The sequence below is a fragment of the Bacillus sp. TH50 genome (assembly GCF_016650565.1).
GTDB classification, from domain to species: domain Bacteria; phylum Bacillota; class Bacilli; order Bacillales; family Bacillaceae_G; genus Bacillus_A; species Bacillus_A mycoides.
In genome coordinates, this window is the sequence record NZ_JAEKFM010000007.1 from 1,983,273 (window position 1) to 2,001,825 (window position 18,553).

Genomic DNA, 18,553 nt, shown 5'->3' on the forward strand with positions numbered 1-18,553 from the left:
GATCCATTTTGATTATTTTTAAAAGGGTTCTTTTTTATTTTTCACATATTGTGAATTATTTAGGCATGATTAATCAAACTTATATCGGTATATTATCTATGAAAAAAGTAAATAAATGACGTTATATTCAAGGGTTAATCTATTGACTGCTAAACAGTTTGAGGTGAAAAGGAAAAGAGGACCAATTATTTTCGTGTAAACATGTAATTAAGTGAAGACGTCATATACCCTTTCATGTTAATATATTTAAGTTATAATAGGAGGCTTACCCTTTTGTATTGTACGGTAGAAGCAGTGTGAGCTTGAAATTTTTTATGAAAAGGATGTGCCTAACTTGCGTATCAATAAATTTATTAGTGAAGCTGGAAAAGCGTCTCGACGTGGAGCAGATAAGTTAATTAACGAGAGAAAAGTAATTATTAACGGTAAGGTTGCAAAAATTGGTGACCAAGTAAATCCAGGTGATGACGTACGAGTAAATGGAGAGCAACTTCGTATTGCTCGAGACCATGTGTATATCGCTTTAAATAAACCAGTAGGTATTACATGTACAAGTGAAAAAGCCGTAAAAGGTAATATTATCGATTTAGTGAATCATCCTTTACGAATTAATCACATCGGACGTCTCGATAAAGACTCAGATGGTTTAATTTTGTTAACGAATGATGGCGATATCGTTAATGAGATTTTACGTGCTGAAAACAAACATGAGAAAGAATATATCGTTTCAGTAGATAAGCCGATTACACCGGAGTTTTTAGAGAAAATGGCAGCAGGTGTTAAAATTTTAGATACAAAAACACTTCCTTGTGAAGTAACACAGTTATCAAAATATGAGTTCCAAATTATTTTAACACAGGGGCTAAATCGTCAAATTCGCCGTATGTGTGAAGCTTTGGGTTATCAAGTATACACGTTAAAACGTACGAGAATTATGAATATTGAGTTGAATAATTTACCAGTCGGACAGTGGAGAGATTTATCGAAAAAAGAGAAAAAACGCCTATTTTCAGACTTAAATTACGAACCACAAGATTGGTAAAAAAGAGAAGGGGAGGCCAAAAAATGTTTTTGGTTTCTTTTTTTTGAATAAAAAATATATTTTTAACACTTGTAAAAATAAAATGAATAGGATATATTAAATAACAATAAATGTAATTGTTACAAAAGCAAAGAAAAGGACACGAGTTATTTTAAACGGTTATACAGAGAAGGAAGGAAAGCTGAGAACTTCCTAACGCAGTAAAATAACTTACCACCTTAGAGCTGCACTGGGGAAATCAAGTATCTAGTGCCGTGTAAGCGACGTTACCCGCAAAAGAAGCCATTATGTTTTTTGTGATGGGAATCTGGGTGGAACCACGAATATAAGCATATTCGTCCCTATTTACTAGGGATGAATATGCTTTTTTATATTTTATTTCATAATAAGCGAAGAAAAGGACACGAGTTATTTTAAACGGTTATACAGAGAAGGAAGAAAAGCTGAGAACTTCCTAACGCAGTAAAATAACTTACCACCTTAGAGCTGCACTGGGGAAATCAAGTATCTAGTGCCGTGTAAACGACGTTACCGTAAAAGAAGCCATTGTATATTTGCGATGGGAATCTGGGTGGAACCACGGGTAAAAGCACACTCGTCCCTATTTTAGGGATGAGTGTGCTTTTTATTATGAAATGGAGAGATGAAAAATGAAAGAACAGATGATCGAAATTAAATTTCCAGATGGTAGCGTTAAAGAATTTGTGAAAGGCATTACTTTAGAAGAAATTGCTGGGGCAATTAGTAGTAGCTTGAAAAAGAAAGCAGTCGCAGGAAAAGTTAATGATCAGTCTTTTGATTTACGACGAAACATTGAAGAAAGTGCGAAAGTTGAAATCATTACTATGGATTCAGATGAAGGGATAAAAATTGCAAGACACTCTGCGGCACATATATTAGCGCAAGCTGTAAAAAGAATTTATGGTGATGTAAACCTTGGTGTAGGGCCAGTCATTGAAAATGGATTCTATTATGACGTGGATCTTCAAAGTAGTGTAAACGTAGAAGATTTACCGGAAATAGAAAAAGAAATGAAAAATATTATAAATCAAAATGTAAAGATAGAGCGAGTTGAGGTTTCTCGAGAAGAAGCAAAAGAATTGTTTCAAGAAATGAATGATAGTTTGAAATTAGAGCTTTTAGAAGCAATTCCTAATGGGGAAAGTGTAACACTGTATAAACAAGGTGAATTTGTAGATTTATGTAGAGGACCACATTTGCCATCTACTGGTTATTTGAAAGCATTTCAATTAACTCATGTTTCTGGTGCATATTGGCGAGGCGATAGTAACAATCAAGTGCTTCAGCGTATATATGGTGTTGCTTTCTCTTCTCAACAAAAATTAGAAGAGTATTTACATTTTGTTGAGGAGGCCGCAAAGAGAAATCATCGGAAATTAGGTAGTGAACTTGAATTGTTTATGTTTTCGGAAGAGGCTCCGGGAATGCCCTTTTACTTGCCAAAAGGACAGATTATTCGCAATGAATTAGAAGCATTTTTAAGAGAAATTCAAAATGAGTACAATTATCAAGAAGTGCGTACTCCATTTATGATGAATCAAGAATTATGGGAGAAGTCAGGACACTGGGGACATTACAAAGACAATATGTATTTCTCAGAAGTAGATCATAAAAGTTTTGCGTTAAAACCGATGAATTGCCCAGGCCATATGCTTATGTTTAAAAATAAATTACATTCTTATCGTGAGTTACCGATTCGTATGTGTGAGTTCGGTCAAGTGCATCGACATGAATTTAGTGGCGCTTTAAACGGATTATTAAGAGTTCGTACTTTCTGCCAAGATGATGCTCATTTATTTGTAACACCAGAACAAATTGAAGATGAAATCAAATCAGTGTTGGCGCAAATTGACTATGTGTATAAAACTTTTGGTTTCGAGTATGAAGTAGAGCTTTCTACTCGTCCAGAAGATTCAATGGGTGATGATAAATTATGGGAGCAAGCAGAATGGGCATTAGAAAATGTATTACAGTCATTAAATTATAAATATAGATTAAACGAAGGTGACGGTGCATTCTACGGTCCGAAAATTGATTTCCATATTAAAGATGCTTTAAATAGAAGTCATCAGTGCGGAACAGTCCAACTTGATTTCCAAATGCCAGAAAAATTTGATTTAAATTATATAGATGAAAATAATGAAAAAAGAAGACCAGTTGTCATTCACCGAGCAGTTTTAGGATCTTTAGACCGTTTTTTAGCAATATTAATTGAGCACTTTGGAGGCGCGTTCCCAGCGTGGGTGGCACCAGTTCAAGTGAAAGTAATTCCAGTTTCAAATGCAGTGCATGAACAATATGTAAATAGGATTGCAGATAAATTAGCACAAGCCGGAATTCGTGTCGAACGAGATATACGAGATGAAAAGTTAGGATATAAAATTAGAGAAGCGCAAATGCAAAAAGTTCCGTATGTTCTTGTTATTGGGGATAAGGAAATGGAAAGCGAAGCTGTAAATGTACGGAAATATGGTGAAGAGAAGTCAGAAGTTGTTGAACTAGATGCGTTTGTGAAAAGTATGAAAGAGGAAATTAAAAATAGGAAATAGAGATTGATAATAAAACACACCATTAATATGTAATACTGAAGTTAAAGTAATTAAAGATATATTAAATAACAATAATAAACGCAGAGAAGGGATAGCTTAATTGCTATCCCTTCATCTTAATTTCACAATCTAATCCCATTGGTTGAAGAAAGTTGTTATTTGTTTTTATTGAGTGTATTCGTCGCTTTTGTACTCCAAAATATCACCTGGTTGACAATCTAAAGTCTTACATATCGCTTCCAATGTTGAAAAACGAACCGCTTTTGCTTTCCCATTTTTCAGAATGGAAAGATTCGCCATCGTAATCCCAACCCTCTCCGAAAGCTCCGTTACGCTCATTTTTCGTTTTGCTAACATCACATCAATATTAATAATAATTGCCATATTCTCCACCTCAGACCGTTAAATCATTTTCTGATTTTATATTAATAGCTTCTTGTAAAAGCCTTTGGAGAACAGCAGCAAAAACGGCGATCACCATAGAGGCGAAAATGATGGTCAATCCGATTGGTATGAAACTTGGAGGATCAATTTTTTTTGCCATGAGATAGTAGAGTGGCATACCTAGCAAGTACAAGGTACTGATCGTGATGGCACAGTATTTTATATTCTTTAAAGCCTTTACCGATAATTCCGAGAACGCTTGGTTCTTATCAATATAGCTTAAAAGTTTAAAAGCTTGATACAGAGCAAAGTAAAAAGGTATCACTGCCGCGTACATATCAATTAAAACGAGAGATTTCATATAAGCAATATCTGGATACAATTCTCCAGCAAAATTCCCAATCTTAGGCACCAAAAATATGCACAATGCAAGAACTGGGAATCCTATAAAAGTAATAGCTAGCTTTAAAAAGAGTGTCGTAACTTGTTTCATAAAAAGCACCTCACTTATGTAATAACAACATGATTTTATCATGTTGTTTATCAGAGTGTTGGGAAACCCTTTAGGGTTCCCAACACTCTGGAATCTTTTTTGATTTTAGCGAAAGAAAACAACAAAAAATAGTAGAATTTAGAAAAATAGCCCTCCACCAACCCCTTTTTGGTTAGATGGAGGGCTATTTTTTTCATGTTTTGACAAGCGGCGGTGAGGTAAGCCTGCATTTGGACAGATTTCAGCCCTCGAAACCGAGCATATCGATAGCCATGTAGTTCTTTTGCATCCGCAAAGCTTCGCTCTATAGTTGAACATCGTACTTTATACAACTTTTTCCCTGTAGCTGTTAGTTTGTTTTTTCTAGCGATATCTTTATATTTCTCCCATATATGATGGGTGATAACTTTTTGTTTTTGTTTCTTTGAAAAGCATACCTCACGTAGCGGACAAACAGCGCAGTCTTCTGGATTCGATTTATATTGACGATATCCTTCGCGATCCGTTGTCGCATATTCTAAAATACATCCCATCGGACAAGCAAATGCATTCATTTCTTCTACATATTTAAATTGGCTTTTCGGTACTTCTTTATTTCTCTTTCCAAATCGGCGATACCCCATCACCATAAATATATTTCTTTCTGATAACTTCTTACAGATATATCCTGTAAAATAGCCTGCATCAAGAGCTACAGCTTCCACTTCAAACCCGAATTTATCAACTTGAGCTTGTAGACGTGCTAAATACGGCTCGGAATCTGCCATATTTCCAGCCGTTATATAGGTATCTGTAATAATATTGTACTTCGCATCAGTCGTACGATGATCTAAAAAATGAAAACCGTTCGGTTTTCCATCTCTCATTAAAAATCCACTATCTGGATCCGTTGTACTTATCCGAGTTTTTTAGTAGGGGTATCACTTTCCTTTCTAGGTTTTAATTCTTTTTTCCGTGCGCCTCACGATCTTCGATTACCGCAGCTTCTAGTTCATCTATATAGAACTTTGCCTTTTCTTTTTTATATTTATGTACAAATTTATTTTTATTGGCATTGGCCTTAATGTGTGTGGAATCTGTCATCAACGCACGTCCTCCTACCATACGGCGCTCCGTCGCTTGTCTCACAATCTCATCAAAAATTTCTTCGAAAATATTTGTATGAACGAAACGAGTACGGCGATTCCAACTGATTGTAGAATGATCTGGAATTGTATCTGATAGAGAGAACCCTAAAAACCAACGGTAGGCAATGTTCGTTTTAATCTCCTTTTCCAATTGACGCTCAGAACGAATACCATAAAAATATCCAATAAACATCATCTTAAATAAAACGATAGGATGGATTGACGGACGGCCATTGTTTTCACAATAATAAGGGCGTAACTTCTCCTCAATAAAATCAAAACTAATTGTCGCTTCAATCGCACGAAGGAAATGATCTTGTGGAACCAATTCTTCTACAGAAACAGATACACGCTCGTCGCGATGATTTTTTAAAGCACCCATCATAAGAAATCTCTCCTTTTCCTCTTTTTTATCAGTGTTGACACATAAAAAGAGGTTCAGACACAAAAATAGGCTGTGGAGAAGGCTTTCTCCACAGCCTGAATAACAACATGATTTTATCATGTTGTTTATCGTTTTGAAATAAAAATGTATTGTTTTTTATTTAATTATTATTGTTATTGAAATATCTTTTGAATTTTGATAACAATAAAAAGCATTTCTCATTCCAAAGAAATGCTCTTATGAAGTGGTTTGTTTTTTTAACCTTACAAAAATGTAAGGTAAATGTAAGGGAAATCGAATGAAAGGATTTTAGAAAAGTGAGAATATTAAGCAGAGAAATCGTTTGTATTTCTTATGTATCTCAATCTGCATTTGGAAAATTTAAAAATTCTTAAGAATTTTTATGAGAAAGATATAAGAAATATATGGGAAATTTATACTATACAAAAGGGATGGAGTGAAAGAGATGTCAACAAATGTAGTTACTGTAGAAAGAGTAGAAAAAACGTATGGGAAAAGAAATGAGAATCAGTCAAAAGCATTAAGGGGTGTTTCATTAAGTATTAAAGAAGGAGAGTTTGTAGGGATTATGGGTCCATCTGGATCTGGTAAAACGACATTACTAAATGTGATCAGTACACTTGATCAAGCGACAGGTGGTAGTGTAACAATAGCTGGCACAAATATTACTTCTATGAAAGGGAATGCATTATCAGATTTTCGTTCTCAAAAATTAGGATTTATTTTTCAAGATTTTAATCTACTAGAAAATTTATCAATTTATGAAAATATCGCTTTACCACTTTCCTTGCAAGGCGTACCATCAAGTGAGATTACTGGAAAAGTAAATGGGGTTGCGACGAAATTAGGGATTACTGAAATTTTAACTAAATATCCGACTGCTGTTTCTGGTGGACAAAAACAAAGAACAGCGGCAGCACGAGCTTTAGTACATAATCCGGCAATCGTATTAGCAGATGAACCGACAGGAGCACTTGATAGTAAAAATGCAAAAAGTTTATTAGAAGCGATGCAAGATTTACATGAAAATCACAATGTAAGTATTTTGATGGTAACACACGATGCATTTAGTGCGAGCTATTGTGAACGTATTTTATTTATACAGGATGGACTTCTTTATAAAGAGTTAAAACGACAAGGAACACGAGAAAATTTCTATCAAGATATTTTAGGTGTGCTTGCCCAAATGGGCTCAGCAACTGAGTTGAAGTAAGGGGGGCGAGACTATGTTATTCAAATTATCACGTCATAGTATGAAAAAAATGTTAAAGGATTATATGGTTTTACTTATTGGTCTAGTCATTAGTATTAGTATTTTTTACATGTTCCAAACGATGGCGATGAATAGTGAATTTACAAAAGATAATAGTCTCATTGGTAGTATTAGGCTCGTCTTTTGGGTTGGTGCAATATTGCTTTCTTTCATTACAGTTTTTTACATCATATATGCCAATTCTTTTTACTTACATTAAGAAGAAAAGAACTCGGTATGTACATGATGCTTGGAGCGAAAAAGAAAAAAGTAGCGCAATTATTATTTATTGAGACTTTTGGTATGGGGATTGTCAGTATTATTATCGGTATTTTAGTAGGAATAGTACTTGCTAGTGTAGCAGGAAATTTTTTAATGAATGGAATGGAGATTTCAGCAAAAGGTAATTACGCATCTGTGTACACACCAGCTATATTAGTTACATCTATTTTCTTCTTAATATTATTTTTCATTACTGGTTTAATGAATAGTTTCCGATTATTACGTAAAACAGAATTAGAGTTAATACGTGAAGATGAAACGCAAGATGAGGTGAAGAAAAGTAAGACTCGTACTGTTATTATGACAGTACTAGGTGTATTGCTAGTAAGTACAGGATATTATTTTATGGTGAATATAAAAATGTTTGCTGAACTAGGATTTATAATAGCGACAATTGTTACGACAGTAGGAACGTATTTCATTTTTAGCTCGTTGCTCCCACTTTTTGTAATGAAAATTAAAGGAAATAAAAAACGAAATGAAACGGGATTAAATAGTTTTACTTATGCACAGTTACGTTTTCGAGTAACTAGTTTATCGAGGGTACTAGGCACTGTAGCGATGTTAATTGCATTAGGTGCAGGTGCAATGACAGCAGGTATGGCGTTTCAAAAGAATGTAGGCATTATGACAGACTTCTCACGTGTATATGATGTCGTAATTCATAATCCAAATGAGCAAGATAAAGCGGCATTAAAAGAAATGGAAATTGTTGAAGAAAGCAAGTATAAGTATAAAGTAGATGGAGAAGCGGTTTATTATTTACGTAACGACTTAACTGAAAAACCACCACTTATTTCAGATCATTTTGATACAAAGACTTTAAAAGAACCTGCTCGTAAACGTGTGGCTACACCTTTAACTGAACCTGTCTATTCTGCTTTGGAAGCTCCTGAAGTAGCGAATAAGCTTCCTCGTATGCCAAAAGATTGGGAAGATGCGGTTGTAAGAGAGATACAAATTACACATAATCAGTTTAACGGAAAACCGGTAAGAATTGCAGATGAAGAGCATTACAAAGGAATTCAAGGAACAGAGCATACTGTAACATTAGCAAAAGTAGATGATATGAAAAAATATAAACCGTTATTGACAGAAATTGATAAGAGGCAAAAAGAACAAATTGAAAAAACAACAGGTACAAAAGTAGAATTATATACGAAAATGACAACTTATCAGTTCGTGAACAGTTTCATGAGCGGAACAATGTTTATGGGATTTTTCCTTGGAATTGCATTTTTAGCAATGATGGCGAGTTCTCTTATGTTCAAAATATTAACAGGAGCTTCTCGTGATGTACGCCGTTATGAAATGTTACGAAAAATTGGTGTGAGACGTAGTATGTTAACAAAAAGTATATATAAAGAGATTTCATATTTATTTATCTTCCCAGCAATTATTGGAATCTCCCACGTTTTAGTAGGGCTTAACTTATTCAGTTTCATATTAGTTGACCCATTTGTAAAAGTGTGGATGCCAATAGGAATCTTCATAGTAATTTATTTCATTTATTATTGGATTACTGTCCAACTTTATAAAGGTATGGTAATGCCGAAAGAAGAAGTGGTGAAATAGTTTAACGAAAAAGCCCTTGTTATGAAAACAAGGGCTTTTTTCTGTGCTTGTGATACATAAATACGTGTATGCGAGATGTTTTCAAGTCTTTCTGCAATGAATATATAGAAAATTAAGGAAATGTTAAGGGTTTATGTAGTGGAAAGTTAAGAAGTGTATGGGAGACTCATAATGTACAAACAAATTTAGATGGAATTGATATTTTTATAAATTTACAGGAAAGGAAACGTTGTATGAGGAAGATAAAAAAATTAATAAAACTTATCGGAGTCATTACTATACTATTACTAATCATAGCGTTGGTATTTCCTACATGGACCTCACAAATAAAGGTCAAAAACAGTATAAGTACATTAGAACAAGTAGAGATAAATGGAACTGGTCATGAAATTATGATACGAGGCAAAGATAAGAGTAATCCAGTTATTATCTTTGTTCATGGTGGACCAGGTTCTTCGGAAATACCATATGCTCAAAAATACCAAGACTTATTGGAAGAGAAATTCACGGTTGTCAATTACGATCAAAGAGCAAGTGGAAAATCGTATCATTTCTTTGAAGACTATTCTAACCTTTCATCAGATCTACTCGTGGAGGATTTATTAGCTATGACGGATTACGTTTCAAAACGTCTAGGCAAAGAAAAAGTAATTTTAATAGGCCATTCTTATGGTACATATATTGGAATACAGGCTGCCAACAAAGCTCCTGAAAAATATGAAGCATATATTGGCATTGGACAGATGAGCGATACAGTAGAAAGTGAAATGGATAGCTTAAACTATGTTATTGAACAGGCACAAAATGCGGGGAATACAGATGAGGTTTCCTATTTAAAAGGGTTAACCGAAAAAATTAAAAATGGTGATACATACACTCCGCGAAATTATGTTGCGAAATATGGTGGAACATCAAGACTCATTGAAAATCCAGATGGTGATAACATGAGGATGCTATTTAGTAATGAATATAACTTGTTAGACGTAATTCGTTATAACGTTGGATTATCACATTCTCAAACTGTCTTATTAGAAAAAGATTTAAAGAATCCATTATCTACTAAAGTAACTAAGCTGAATCTACCGCTTTATTTTCTTATGGGTAAATATGACTATAATACTTCATTTCATGCAGCAAAACAGTATTTTGATAGAATTGAGGCGAATCAAAAAGAATTTATAGCTTTTGAAAACTCAGCACATTACCCTCAATTTGAAGAGAAGGAAAAGTTTTATGAGTGGTTGTGTGATACATTCGTAAAATGAAATTAAATAAAAAAGCACTTATTTTAAAAATAAGTGCTTTTTTATAGTATATAATCGAGCGAGAAGGAAAATGTTGGATAATAGTCGAAAGATATAATACAACTTCAGAGAAATGACGAGAATCGATATGTTTTGTCGAGAGAGGAGTTATTTTATTAAAAGGTATAGGTACTATACATAGTTTTAATTTCTGAATATTCATTTAAACAGAAGGGGTAATAGTTATGTTTATTCGAATTGGTAAGTGGTGTGGGGTTACATGTTTACAATTATTTGCGGCACTTATTTGTATTCTATTTTTAGGGGCACTACCGCGTTTATTTAAGGGATTACAAATTGATCTAATCGGTTTTTGGAACACAGTTGTGTTTCTTGGAGAGAAGTTACTTCAACCAGGTGAAATTACGTATGGATTTCGGAATTCAAGAAAGTTATTTCCACAAATATGGATTCATTATGTAGAAACAATGTTTGTATTTATTTCGGCATTTATACTATCTTTACTCATTGCGTATCTTATCGTTGTGTGGGTATTACAGCGCTCTCAATCAAAGCAACGTATGTGGAATGGGATTTTCGTCGCACTTGAAAGTATTCCGGACATTTTATTAATTTTATTATCTCAACTTCTAGTAGTAATAATCTTTCAAAAGACAGGTTTTATGCCAGTGAAATTTGCAGGACTTGGAGAAGAAAGGGCTCGCCTGTTACCAATAATATGTCTTACTTTACCTACAACATTATTATTTATTAAGTTACTACTATTACGTTTCAGAGAAGAATTAGAGAAAGATTATAGTATATTTGCTAAGAGTAAAGGGCTAAGTTTAAGACATATTTTGACGCACCATATTTCAAGAAATGTCTTGTTAACAACAGTCTATTATGCAAAAACGAATATTTTATTTATGTTATCAAACTTATATATTATTGAATGGCTGTTTAATACGTACGGTATGTTCGTTTTCATAAAAGAAAATTTAAAATTAGAAATATTTACAGTGAGTTTAGTTTTATTATACGTACCGCTTTTTATACTATTTCGTTTATTACATACGCTTTTACAAAATGTTATAAAGGGGCGTGTGTAACATGTGGCAAGTTGTAAAAAGAGATGTGAGATTTTGGCTAGGTGTTACTTTTTTGAGTGTACTAATGATTGTTAGTATTGGAAATACGCTGTTTTTCGATGGGAATATTCGTGAACTAACGATGATGTATAACGAAAAAGGAGAATTAGAGGCTGCTCCGTTTTCACCGTCGAGTAAATTTTGGTTCGGAACTGATGAGAAAGGCCGTGACCTGTTCCAGTTAATAATAGAAGGAGCGAAATGGACAGTTGGTGCAAGTATCGTTATCGCAGTTTTACGTGTAGTAATTGGAGGAGCTATTGGTTTATTACTTGGTATGTACAGTAAACGCTCATTTCCAGTTATCTCATCTTTTTTTGATCCGTTTAGTATTGTACCAATGATTATGATTTCCTATTTTATGTTAAATTCAGTTTTAACGTTCGAAAGTGGAGAGGAGGCTGCTCCGTTTCATTTACGGGTTGCGTTTCAAATTATAGTTCTTGCGTGCCTTGCTGTACCGACTGTTATGTTGTATGTGGCGCAAGAAGTAAAACGTATTAAGAATGAAGAATTTATGTTGGCGGCCACTGTGCTCGGCGGAAGTAAGTGGCAGAGGTTGAAACGCCATGTATGGCCGCATATGTTACCATCATTTCTTTTATTAGTAGCCCAGCAATTTGTAAGTACTTTATTAATCCTCTTGCATCTTGGTTTGTTAGAATTATTTTTTGGCGGAACAATAATTTTTGGTACAGAAGCAGATAGTGTAACAAAAGAATGGACTGGCCTAATTGGTCAAAACTTCCGTCATTTAACCACACATACATGGATTGTACTTATACCAATTGCTTTTTATAGCATGACAATTTTAGCGGGAAATCTAGTTAGTAATAGTATGCAAGATGCGATTAAGCTAGGGAATGTTAGAAGAGCGAATCGGAAGAAGGAAGAAGTGAAAGTAGAGAAACAAATACAGCCTACCGTGAATGATTTTTCATTTCATAGAGAGGTACAAAAATAAAGAAAGAAAGATAGCTGAAGACAAATTGTTTTCAGCTATCTTTTTTTCTTTAAAGTGGTGGTAAATCAATCTTACCTTCTTCAAATAATTCTTTTATCATATGTTTCGTATAACCGGCTGCTTGACCAAATGTGATTTTTGCTGGCATTGGTGCTTCATTTACATCTACAACTACATCAATAATGCATGGTTTACTTTGTTTTACTGCATTTTCAAAGGCGGGAAGTAAGTCATCTAACTGTTCTACACGGTATCCAATACCACCGCACGCCTCAGCATATTTTGCGAAATCAGGATTCGTTAAGTCTGTACCAAATTCAATATTTCCCATAACTTCTTGTTCAAATTTAATCATAGCAATTTTATTATTGTTTAATACAACGACAACGATTGGCAGTTTATATTTAACAGCTGTTACGAAGTCATTCATTGTCATTCCGAATCCGCCGTCACCACAAACTGCAAACACTTGTTTATCCGGGAAAGCAATTTGTCCAGCGAGTGCACCAGGTAAACCGCAGCCAAGTGTTGCAAGCCAACTAGAAATGATAAATTGCTGGTTTGTCATGCGGAAGTGCCTTGCTGTCCATACTGTTACATTTCCAACATCGACCGAAAGAATTGCGTCATCTTCTGCTACTTGTTGCAGTGCATGTATAACTCGCTGTGGTTTAATTGGAGTAGAAGAATCTTCTTCTTGATTGTGTAATTTTTCTTCCCACTTTTTCATCATTTCTTGATGATGCTCTAAGGAGGAATGGTCCTCGTGTTTTTCTACATTTTCAATTAACCATTTTAATGTTTTATCAGCGTCACCAGCTAAGCCGATATCTGTCGTATAACGTTTCCCGATTTGTGCGGGGTCTGTATCAATATGAAGTGTTTTTGCTTTTTCGGGTAAGAAACCAGTGAATGGATAAGAAGTGCCCACCATAATTAAAGTATCGGCATGTTTCATTGCTTCATAAGAAGGTTTCGTCCCAATTAATCCTAATCCACCGATACAAAGAGGGTGTTCATCAGGAACAATCCCTTTAGCTGGTAATGTAAGTACGATTGGTGCACCGATATGTTCTGCAAATGCAAGTAAAGACTCTCTCGCATGTTTAGCTCCTTTCCCGGCTAAAATAACAGGTTTTTTCGCTTCATTAAGTGCGAGTTTCGCTACAGCTAAATCTTCTTCTTGCGGAAATATTTCTGGTAATGTAAAGGAAGAGTTTGTAATGCGCGCACCATTTTTTACTTCAAATTTTGGAACATCATCTGGAATTGTAAGAACAGAGACACCTTTTTTTGTATATGCCATTCGAATCGCTTGATTCACTACAGCAGGTAACTGTTCAGCTGACATTATTCGTTGGTTATAAACCGCAACATCATCAAACATTCTTTCTAAGTTTACTTCTTGGAAAAAATCTGTTCCGAGTAAATCGCTTTCTACTTGTCCTGAAATTGCTAGTACAGGAGCTTGATCGAGTTTTGCATCGTATAAACCATTTAATAAATGAATCGCTCCAGGTCCTGCAATAGCCATACAAACACCAAGTTTTCCTGTTAATTTCGCATATGCTGCCGCTGCTAATGCGCCAGCTTCTTCATGGCGAACTTGAATAAATTTAATTTTATCTTGTTTTTTCCTTAAAGCTTCAATTATAGAATTGATGGAATCTCCAGGCATACCATATATGTGTTCTACACCCCAGTCAATTAAAAGATCCACTAATGCTTCACCGGCTGTTTTTCCAAACATAATCGTTCCTCCTTATAATAGGTAGATACTATTATGTTTTGGAGAAAAAGGGAAAATATACAAATGATATAACTTATTTGTTTTAATGATGTCCAGTGAAAAGAGTGAAGGCTACTATTAATAAAAATCCACTAATAGACCACGATAGAAACGGAAGGAGAGATAGCTGTTTTTTTGCTTTCCAAAGCATTTCGTGAATTGTGACATAGCCAAGAGAACCAATTGCGCTTCCCATAATAAGTCCTTGTAAATGGAGCGCTTTCCCGTCCATCATAATGCCAAAAACAGTACCGGTACCTAGGATAAGAGAAAGTAATAAAGTTGTTAATAAAAATGAAATATATTTATGTTTTGTAAAAAGAAATGGAATAATTAAAGCTAACCCTTCTGGAATATGGTGAATGACAATCGCAAGTAAGAAAGGAATGGCAGAGTCATTATGATTTATAAAAGCTGTACCTAACGCAAACCCACTCGGCATATTATGAATGAATATAGCAAAAGAAAGAAAAAGGAAGGTTTGCCATGCTTGTTGATCCTTTTTATGTATCATTGGATGATGACAATAGTTATCTAATAAGCTCATAATTAAAATACCGATAGCTATCCCAAGTATAGGACCTATTATGTCATAGCTTGAAAATGTTTCAGGAATAATTTCAAGTGATAAAAGCCCAAGTAAAACCCCACCACATAATGCGTATAAGCGATGCATCTTTTCTTCAATTAGTTGGCGTGTTGCTACTCCAACAGCACCTCCCAATAGTAATCCACCGAACGAAAAAAACGTAACGATTATAGGAATCCATAAACGTTCCATATCATCACACTCCAATTCTATCCCCTTGTTTTCAGCTTACTAATGGGGGAGGGAGATTAGTCCAAATTATTATGACCAATTATAGAGAAAAAACTGTAAATTCATTTAATGGTATATTCATATTTGATACACGTTTTCCGTCAAAGGAAGAATTAATACAACCATCTACAGAAGAATATTGGACAACTATTACAGATGAAAAGGGAAGAAGATGTGATTTATATACTGAGATGAATTATGATTCAATTCAACAAATACAGCACTACATAACAACAAGAAGGTTTTATGAGGCGGATACGCTAGTAGAGGAACTGAAAACAACAATAGATCTTCGGTATACGTATCCGCAAGAATTAGAAAGATTACTTGTAGCGAATGGGTTTGAATTGTTACAGATATACAATGATTGGGAGGGGAATGAGTTGCAGGAGGATTGTTATATAGTAAGTTATTAGAAAAAATGATCAAACTGTATTTCACATTAACAATAGACTATGTGTCTTTGTTTTAATTGTAAGGAAGAATAAGAGGAGCTGCAGTGGAGTGCTATGGTGGGGACTGTGTATAAAGAAAATGAACGGTAAGGTCATAATCAAATGTTGTTTACTGAGCCATTAGAGTTTTATATAATATACAAATAAATAAATAAACAAAACTGGATGGTTGCCAGTTTAGAGGGCCATAAAAAAATGTCCTGGTATTTAGATAATGTTTATGAGTTAAATAAAGAAAAACGAATGTAATAAAAATTTACTATACTAACTTTATGGAGAGTAATGTTATGAAAGCAGAAAAAACACTTGAAACACTAGATAGGTACGCGGAGGAGTTTGATTTTCCAGTACTTGATAACTATAATTTTGACTTAGCACAATCCAGAATATCTGTTTTTCGAGAGGAAGACAAGTGGCTCATTGTATTTGAGGTTGTGGGCGTTGATGCAAACCTTGAGATATCGAATAACTTCTATGTGTATAGTAATAGCATGAGACAGCAAGGATTCTTTTCATGTTTCGATGAAATCTTAACGCTTGTAAATGAAGAATATTGGTACGATGATGAAGATCATTTCCTTGTAGATCCTTTTCGTATGGAGTTACTTTTGAAAGGAGAACGTATCACTTTAACACCAACTGTAGAAGAGTATAAGCGTTTAGGAATTGAAACAGATTCATTTCATCCTACCAAACTTATTCGTTTTTTAACTTCTAAATATAAGGAGAAATTCTGGGTAAATCCCTCGGACATATTAGATGAAACCAATGCAGAATTTAAACCAAATCTATTTTATCAAACAGAAGAATGGGAACATCCTGATATAAGTGATGATCAAAAACCGAGTGAGAGCATATTCTTTCAAAGTTTAGCTAAAGCGATTGAATTAAATAATGTGAATTTGATAACTGTAGGGAAAGTAAATAATGATTGGACCAAGTGGACATGGAGTGATTTTGAAAAACAAGAAGAGGATGACATTTAAATAAGAAACTGTTTTTCCCCACCTATGATACATTGAAGCATTTGTAACATTATTTTATCGGTAAAGCCATGTATGAACTTCGCTTTCACATCTAAATCATTTGAGTTGAACAATCGTATTAGTTATTACTAATATGTGTGTCAAAATATTTTTAAAAAAGATTGATAAATGTTTCTTCGCTTTATTTTTAATGTGAGAAGGAATGTAAATAATGAACAAAAAAATAATATAGTTAGTGGAAGCGAAGGAAATGTTATAGTGTTTGATGCACACATTAAGCGGTTTTATGTCACAGGAAAGAGAAGCTTTTTGTTTGAATTTCAGGGTATACAAAATGTAAACGTTGACTGGGATTTATTTCTCATGCTAACATATAGATAATTTAATCAAGGCGGTGGAAATGTATTGGACTCAGATGTTGACTCGGATAGGTGGCTAAATGACCTCGATTTTCTCAGAGTACCCCTCATCATTTTGAGAATGTAGATTTTATACAATCTCAAAATGTGTATGAAGTAGGTCTGGAAAGAGAAAATATAGCAGGAGGTGAATCCTTTAGTTTCAAGGAAGCTAAGGGAATTAGTTGGACATATTTAATTTAATCATGGTAGTGGTTTTAATCGCATGTACTGCATTTTTCGTAGCAATTGAGTTTGCTATTGTAAAAGTAAGAGGATCAAAGATTGATCAATTTGTATTAGAAGGAAAGAAAGGTGCGCTGGCAGCTAAGAAAGTGACATCAAACTTGGATGAGTATTTGTCAGCTTGTCAATTAGGGATTACAGTTACAGCAATGGGACTCGGGGCACTAGGTGAACCAACGATTGAGAGACTTTTACATCCTTTATTTGATAAGTGGAACATCAATCCTTCCATTGCAGGTGTATTATCTTTAGGAATTGCTTTTACTATTATGACGTACTTACATGTTGTAGTTGGTGAATTAGCACCAAAAACATTCGCGATTCAAAAGGCTGAGAAGGTTACTTTATTACTTTCGGCTCCGCTTATCTGGTTCTACAAAATCATGTATCCGTTTATTCGCTTGTTAAATGGCTCTGCAAGGATGATAACAGGAATGTTCGGCTTAAAACCTGCATCAGAGCATGATGTAGCACATACAGAAGAAGAATTACGATTGATTCTTTCTGAAAGTTATGAACGTGGAGAAATTAATCAAGCTGAATACAAATATGTAAATAATATTTTTGAATTTGATAATCGTATTGCGAAAGAAATCATGGTCCCCCGTACAGAAATTATAGGGTTACATGTAGATAATTCTTTAGCAGACCATATGAAAATAATCCGTGATGAAAAGTATACACGTTACCCAGTATTTGGGGAAGATAAAGATGAAATCATTGGCATGGTGAATGTGAAAGACTTCTTTATTCGTTATATGAATAAGGAAATAAAAGAATTCAATTCTATTCAATCGTATACGCGTCCAGTAATTGAAGTAATTGAGACCATACCAATACATAATCTTTTACTACAAATGCAAAAGAAACGTATTCCGTTGGCTGTGTTATATGATGAATACGGCGGTACGGCTGGTATTGTAACCATTGAGGATATACTGGAAGAGATTGTAGGAGAAATACGTGATGAATACGATGAAGATGAGCGTCCGCCCATCCAGCAAATGAATGAAGGTCATGTTGTCGTAGAAGGTAAAGTATTAATTAGCGAATTAAATGATTTACTAGGATTACATATGAATGATAGTGATGTTGACACGATTGGTGGTTGGATTCTGATGCAGAATTATGATATCCAAGAAGGGCAAACAGTAAATAGCGAAGGATATGTATTTAAAATTCTTTCTAAAGACCCTCACCAAATCAAACGTGTTGAAATACAAAAAGAAATGTTGGAAGCAGCAACTGTATAGTTGCTGCTTTTATTCAATTGATAACATGGTAGCCCTCCTTATTAAATTCATTGATCAACTTTTTACCTGTTAACACATTACCGAAATAGGGAATGATTGGTTCCTTTGCATTCCAG

At 34.4% G+C, this 18,553-nt stretch carries 12 protein-coding genes, 4 pseudogenes and 2 other annotated features; of the genes and pseudogenes, 10 read left to right on the top strand and 6 right to left on the bottom strand.

All coding sequences use genetic code 11. The annotated features are described in order from the left end of the window. Positions 1 to 334: 334 nt before the first annotated feature. Entirely contained in the window at positions 335 to 1,042 is a 708-nt protein-coding gene (locus JFU23_RS27225; RefSeq protein WP_002085707.1) for a pseudouridine synthase, read from the top strand. Between the two features lie 121 nt (positions 1,043 to 1,163). Further along, positions 1,164 to 1,388: a binding site (T-box leader), on the top strand. A 37-nt stretch (positions 1,389 to 1,425) separates the two neighbouring features. Further along, positions 1,426 to 1,648: a binding site (T-box leader), on the top strand. Between the two features lie 44 nt (positions 1,649 to 1,692). Then, positions 1,693 to 3,612 carry a threonine--tRNA ligase gene (gene thrS, locus JFU23_RS27230; RefSeq protein WP_201033165.1) on the top strand — a complete coding sequence of 640 codons (1,920 nt, stop codon included), beginning with the start codon at positions 1,693 to 1,695 and terminating at the stop codon, positions 3,610 to 3,612. Between the two features lie 165 nt (positions 3,613 to 3,777). Here the strand turns inward: thrS and JFU23_RS27235 are convergent, their stop codons facing one another. The 3 genes and pseudogenes from JFU23_RS27235 to JFU23_RS27245 all read right to left on the bottom strand — a co-directional run bounded on the left by JFU23_RS27235 (position 3,778) and on the right by JFU23_RS27245 (position 6,001). Beyond that, on the bottom strand, positions 3,778 to 3,996 hold the full coding sequence (locus tag JFU23_RS27235) for a helix-turn-helix domain-containing protein (RefSeq protein WP_002168434.1): 219 nt from the start codon (positions 3,994 to 3,996) through the stop codon (positions 3,778 to 3,780). A gap of 10 nt (positions 3,997 to 4,006) precedes the next feature. Beyond that, on the bottom strand, positions 4,007 to 4,489 hold the full coding sequence (locus JFU23_RS27240) for a DUF2975 domain-containing protein (RefSeq protein ID WP_016102056.1): 483 nt from the start codon (positions 4,487 to 4,489) through the stop codon (positions 4,007 to 4,009). Positions 4,490 to 4,539: 50 nt separating this feature from the next. Beyond that, positions 4,540 to 6,001, bottom strand: a pseudogene (locus tag JFU23_RS27245) (IS1182 family transposase). Positions 6,002 to 6,467: 466 nt separating this feature from the next. Between JFU23_RS27245 and JFU23_RS27250 the strand changes: the two are divergent. From JFU23_RS27250 to JFU23_RS27270, 5 genes and pseudogenes are all read left to right on the top strand, one after another. After that, positions 6,468 to 7,235: an ABC transporter ATP-binding protein gene (locus JFU23_RS27250; RefSeq protein WP_201033166.1), complete on the top strand. Its 768-nt coding sequence runs from the start codon at positions 6,468 to 6,470 to the stop codon at positions 7,233 to 7,235. A 13-nt stretch (positions 7,236 to 7,248) separates the two neighbouring features. Beyond that, positions 7,249 to 9,131 (top strand): annotated as a pseudogene (locus JFU23_RS27255) (ABC transporter permease). Between the two features lie 233 nt (positions 9,132 to 9,364). Further along, positions 9,365 to 10,396: an alpha/beta fold hydrolase gene (locus tag JFU23_RS27260; protein WP_002168430.1), complete on the top strand. Its 1,032-nt coding sequence runs from the start codon at positions 9,365 to 9,367 to the stop codon at positions 10,394 to 10,396. A gap of 224 nt (positions 10,397 to 10,620) precedes the next feature. Continuing rightward, positions 10,621 to 11,487 (top strand): ABC transporter permease subunit, encoded by an 867-nt coding sequence (locus tag JFU23_RS27265; RefSeq protein ID WP_201033167.1) that lies wholly within the window; start codon positions 10,621 to 10,623, stop codon positions 11,485 to 11,487. 1 nt (position 11,488) lies between these two features. Then, positions 11,489 to 12,490: an ABC transporter permease gene (locus JFU23_RS27270; RefSeq protein WP_002127307.1), complete on the top strand. Its 1,002-nt coding sequence runs from the start codon at positions 11,489 to 11,491 to the stop codon at positions 12,488 to 12,490. Positions 12,491 to 12,539: 49 nt separating this feature from the next. Here the strand turns inward: JFU23_RS27270 and JFU23_RS27275 are convergent, their stop codons facing one another. Both JFU23_RS27275 and JFU23_RS27280 read right to left on the bottom strand, forming a co-directional pair. After that, the gene (locus JFU23_RS27275; RefSeq protein ID WP_201033168.1) at positions 12,540 to 14,240 is read right to left on the bottom strand and encodes a pyruvate oxidase; all 1,701 of its coding nucleotides are present in this window, start codon (positions 14,238 to 14,240) and stop codon (positions 12,540 to 12,542) included. An 82-nt stretch (positions 14,241 to 14,322) separates the two neighbouring features. Continuing rightward, a complete protein-coding gene (locus tag JFU23_RS27280) occupies positions 14,323 to 15,060 on the bottom strand; it encodes a ZIP family metal transporter (protein WP_098168223.1) in 738 nt (245 codons plus the stop codon). A 107-nt stretch (positions 15,061 to 15,167) separates the two neighbouring features. Between JFU23_RS27280 and JFU23_RS27285 the strand changes: the two are divergent. Together JFU23_RS27285 and JFU23_RS30675 are read left to right on the top strand one after the other, a co-directional pair. Next, positions 15,168 to 15,515: pseudogene (locus JFU23_RS27285) on the top strand (SAM-dependent methyltransferase); the annotation flags it as partial. A 326-nt stretch (positions 15,516 to 15,841) separates the two neighbouring features. After that, entirely contained in the window at positions 15,842 to 16,540 is a 699-nt protein-coding gene (locus tag JFU23_RS30675) for a DUF7003 family protein (RefSeq protein ID WP_242483538.1), read from the top strand. A gap of 11 nt (positions 16,541 to 16,551) precedes the next feature. Here the strand turns inward: JFU23_RS30675 and JFU23_RS31260 are convergent. Further along, a pseudogene (locus JFU23_RS31260) lies at positions 16,552 to 16,653 on the bottom strand (ArsR/SmtB family transcription factor); the annotation flags it as partial. A gap of 470 nt (positions 16,654 to 17,123) precedes the next feature. Here JFU23_RS31260 and JFU23_RS27295 point away from each other — a divergent pair. Next, a complete protein-coding gene (locus JFU23_RS27295) occupies positions 17,124 to 18,437 on the top strand; it encodes a hemolysin family protein (RefSeq protein ID WP_088292232.1) in 1,314 nt (437 codons plus the stop codon). Positions 18,438 to 18,553: the final 116 nt, after the last annotated feature.

Coding starts and splice junctions, on each gene's coding strand:
- JFU23_RS27275 (WP_201033168.1), bottom strand. CDS start 14,240: ATGTTTGGAAAAACAGCCGGTGAAGCATTAGTGGATCTTTTAATTGAC.
- JFU23_RS27240 (WP_016102056.1), bottom strand. CDS start 4,489: ATGAAACAAGTTACGACACTCTTTTTAAAGCTAGCTATTACTTTTATA.
- JFU23_RS27270 (WP_002127307.1), top strand. CDS start 11,489: ATGTGGCAAGTTGTAAAAAGAGATGTGAGATTTTGGCTAGGTGTTACT.
- JFU23_RS27250 (WP_201033166.1), top strand. CDS start 6,468: ATGTCAACAAATGTAGTTACTGTAGAAAGAGTAGAAAAAACGTATGGG.
- thrS (WP_201033165.1), top strand. CDS start 1,693: ATGAAAGAACAGATGATCGAAATTAAATTTCCAGATGGTAGCGTTAAA.
- JFU23_RS27265 (WP_201033167.1), top strand. CDS start 10,621: ATGTTTATTCGAATTGGTAAGTGGTGTGGGGTTACATGTTTACAATTA.
- JFU23_RS27280 (WP_098168223.1), bottom strand. CDS start 15,060: ATGGAACGTTTATGGATTCCTATAATCGTTACGTTTTTTTCGTTCGGT.
- JFU23_RS27260 (WP_002168430.1), top strand. CDS start 9,365: ATGAGGAAGATAAAAAAATTAATAAAACTTATCGGAGTCATTACTATA.
- JFU23_RS27235 (WP_002168434.1), bottom strand. CDS start 3,996: ATGGCAATTATTATTAATATTGATGTGATGTTAGCAAAACGAAAAATG.
- JFU23_RS30675 (WP_242483538.1), top strand. CDS start 15,842: ATGAAAGCAGAAAAAACACTTGAAACACTAGATAGGTACGCGGAGGAG.